The sequence below is a fragment of the Streptococcus parasanguinis genome (genome assembly GCF_001578955.1).
Classification (GTDB): domain Bacteria; phylum Bacillota; class Bacilli; order Lactobacillales; family Streptococcaceae; genus Streptococcus; species Streptococcus parasanguinis_U.
Genome location: NZ_KQ969694.1, coordinates 71,313 through 74,545 on the forward strand (window position 1 = coordinate 71,313; position 3,233 = coordinate 74,545).

General features: G+C 42.7%; 4 protein-coding genes. All 4 read left to right on the plus strand.

Going from position 1 to position 3,233, the window contains the following annotated elements; translation table 11 throughout:
- A partial coding sequence (gene rny, locus SPADD19_RS12980) for a ribonuclease Y (RefSeq protein WP_241496582.1) occupies window positions 1-919 on the plus strand: 919 nt, incomplete at its 5' end.
- A 106-nt stretch (window positions 920-1,025) separates the two neighbouring features.
- Entirely contained in the window at window positions 1,026-1,658 is a 633-nt protein-coding gene (gene gmk / locus SPADD19_RS10555) for a guanylate kinase (protein WP_013904759.1), read from the plus strand.
- A gap of 25 nt (window positions 1,659-1,683) precedes the next feature.
- Window positions 1,684-1,998, plus strand: coding sequence for a DNA-directed RNA polymerase subunit omega (gene rpoZ, locus SPADD19_RS10560; RefSeq protein ID WP_003018070.1), 315 nt, complete (start codon window positions 1,684-1,686; stop codon window positions 1,996-1,998).
- A 121-nt stretch (window positions 1,999-2,119) separates the two neighbouring features.
- On the plus strand, window positions 2,120-3,233 hold a 1,114-nt coding region (locus tag SPADD19_RS10565; RefSeq protein WP_241496584.1), incomplete at its 3' end, for a primosomal protein N' family DNA-binding protein.

Sequence of the window (3,233 nt, forward strand, 5' to 3'; positions counted from 1 at the left end):
TTTGCCGGACGATAGTATGAAGGGTCGGATTATCGGTCGTGAAGGGCGCAATATTCGTACCTTTGAGAGCTTGACAGGTGTCGATGTGATTATTGATGATACGCCTGAAGTGGTGACCTTGTCAGGGTTTGATCCGATTCGTCGTGAAATCGCCCGCATGACAATGGAGAGCCTTCTCAAAGATGGTCGGATCCATCCAGCCCGTATCGAAGAGCTGGTTGAGAAGAACCGTCAGGAAATTGACAATCGTATTCGTGAATACGGTGAGGCGGCTGCCTATGAAATTGGTGCGCCAAACCTCCATCCAGATTTGATGAAAATCATGGGACGGTTGCAATTCCGTACTTCTTATGGTCAAAACGTTTTGCGTCACTCCATTGAAGTTGCCAAACTTTCTGGTATTATTGCTAGCGAGTTGGGTGAAAATGCTACCTTGGCACGACGTGCAGGATTCTTACATGATATCGGTAAAGCGATTGACCGTGAAGTGGAAGGAAGTCACGTCGAGATTGGAACTGAATTGGCACGGAAGTACAAGGAACACCCAGTGGTGGTCAATACCATTGCCAGTCACCATGGTGACGTGGAACCAGAAAGTGTCATCGCAGTCATTGTCGCTGCAGCGGATGCCTTGAGTGCAGCTCGGCCTGGAGCACGAAGTGAGTCACTTGAAAGCTACATCAAACGCTTGCAAGATCTTGAAGAAATTGCAAATAGTTTTGAAGGAGTTAAGACAAGTTTCGCCCTTCAAGCGGGTCGTGAAATCCGTATTATGGTTAGCCCTGAGGCAATCAAGGATGATAAAGTGACGATCTTAGCTCATGATATTCGTGAGAAGATCGAGTCCAATCTTGAATATCCTGGAAACATTAAGGTTACCGTTATTCGAGAATTGCGTGCAGTCGATTACGCAAAATAAACAAAAAGCTTGAGATCCAGCATCTCAAGCTTTTTGAATGAAAAAATCAGTTGAAAATTAGGCCGATTTTTGTTACACTAGATAGAAAGACATTGAAGGAGAAATCATGGCGGATCGTGGCTTATTAATCGTATTTTCTGGCCCTTCGGGGGTTGGAAAAGGAACGGTCAGACGAGAAATTTTTGAAAACTCGGACAATCAGTTTCAGTATTCTGTATCGATGACGACGCGTGCACAACGTCCAGGTGAAGTGGATGGTGTCGACTATTTTTTCCGTACACGTGAAGAATTTGAAGATTTGATCCGTCAAGGGCAAATGTTGGAGTACGCTGAGTACGTTGGAAATTACTATGGGACTCCTTTAACCTATGTGAACGAAACCTTGGACAAGGGAATCGATGTATTTCTTGAAATTGAAGTTCAGGGTGCCCTTCAAGTAAAGAAGAAAGTTCCAGATGCAGTTTTTATTTTCTTAACTCCGCCTGATTTGGATGAATTGCAAGATCGATTGGTGGGACGTGGAACAGATAGTGCAGAAGTGATTGCGCAACGGATTGAGAAAGCCAAAGAAGAAATCGCTATGATGCGTGAATATGACTACGCGATTGTTAATGATGAAGTCCCTCTTGCAGCTGAGCGTGTGAAGCGTGTGATCGAAGCTGAGCACTTCCGTGTAGATCGTGTTATTGGTCATTATCTGGATATGTTACCTAAAACACAGACAATTGTGACGAGATAAATAATTAGAAAATAGGTGTAGGAATATGATGTTAAAACCTTCTATTGATACGTTGCTTGACAAAGTACCATCCAAATATTCATTGGTCATTCTTGAGGCGAAACGAGCACATGAATTGGAAAGTGGTGCAGTTCCAACTCAAGAATTTAAATCAGTGAAATCAACATTACAAGCGCTTGAAGAAATCGAGTCGGGCAATGTGGTTGTTCACCCTGACCCAGAAGCAAAACGTGAAGCTCTTCGCCGACGTAGTGAAGCTGAGCGGATTCGTAAAGAAGAAGAGGAGCGCAAAATTAAGGAACAAATTGCCAAAGAAAAAGAAGATGGTGAAAAAATTTAAGGTTGGGAGCTTCTCAATCTTATTTTTTGCTATTTAAAGGGTTCCGTGATAAAGTAAAGCACATATAATAGAGGCTGGAGGTGAAAAAGTGATCGCAAAAGTAATCGTAGATGTCCCATTGATGCAGACGGATAAACCCTATTCCTATCAGATTCCATCAGAATTTGAAGATATGGTTGAGGCGGGAATGCGAGTTCATGTCCCCTTTGGTAAAGGGAATCGCCTCATTCAAGGGATTGTGGTAGACGTTGTAGAAGAGGCAGATACAAGCGAGGAATTGAAGGCGATTGGAGAGGTATTAGACTACACTCCTGTCTTAAATCAAGAGCAGTTCTGGTTGGCAGATCAATTGCGAAAAAGTGTCTTTTCCTACAAAATAACGATTTTAAAAGCCATGCTTCCCTCACTTCTTAATTCCAGTTATGACAAGATTTTGTATCCTCAACCATCTTTGGATCCAACTCTCAAAAAGAAACTTTTTGGTGAAAAAAATGAAGTTTCTTTTTCTTCTCTAGATGCGGCCGATCAAGCCCAAGTGATGCGGTTGGTCAGAAAAGGTGATTTGGTACTTGAATACAAGGCCAAGGATAAGAAACAAATTAAAACAGAAAAATGGTATCGCGTTAACCAGGAACGATTAAAAGAACTGCAACCGACTGCGAGAGCTAAAAAAAGGCTAGCATTGAAAGAACACCTGTTACTAGAGCAAGGGGAGCAACCTTTAGCAGGATTGTATCAGAATTTTTCACGAGAAGTAGTGGCTTATTTTATTGATCAGGGTGTGTTAGAAATTACTGAGCGAGAAGTGAATCGGGCGGCTGCTTATTATGAAGGAAAAGAACAGTCCCAAGCCCTGCTTTTAAATACAGAGCAGTCAAAAGCTGTGGAAACAGTTGTTTCTCAGTTTGGAAAAACATCAAATCCTTTTTTATTAGAAGGAGTGACTGGAAGTGGGAAAACGGAAGTTTATTTGCAGATTATTCAGGAAGTTCTAAATAAGGGGAAAACGGCTATCATGTTGGTCCCTGAGATTTCCCTGACACCACAGATGACAGACCGTTTTATCTCGCGGTTTGGTCAGGAAGTAGCCATTCTACACTCGGGCTTATCAAATGGTGAAAAGTACGATCAATGGCGGAAAGTTGAACGTGGGGAGGCCAGGGTAGTCGTGGGAGCACGCTCAGCAATCTTTGCTCCTTTAAAAAACATAGGAGCCATCATCATTGATGAGGAGC

Bases quoted from the DNA above. Each gene is read 5' to 3' on its own strand.
- gmk (WP_013904759.1), top strand. From the start codon at position 1,026: ATGGCGGATCGTGGCTTATTAATCGTATTTTCTGGCCCTTCGGGGGTT.
- rpoZ (WP_003018070.1), top strand. From the start codon at position 1,684: ATGATGTTAAAACCTTCTATTGATACGTTGCTTGACAAAGTACCATCC.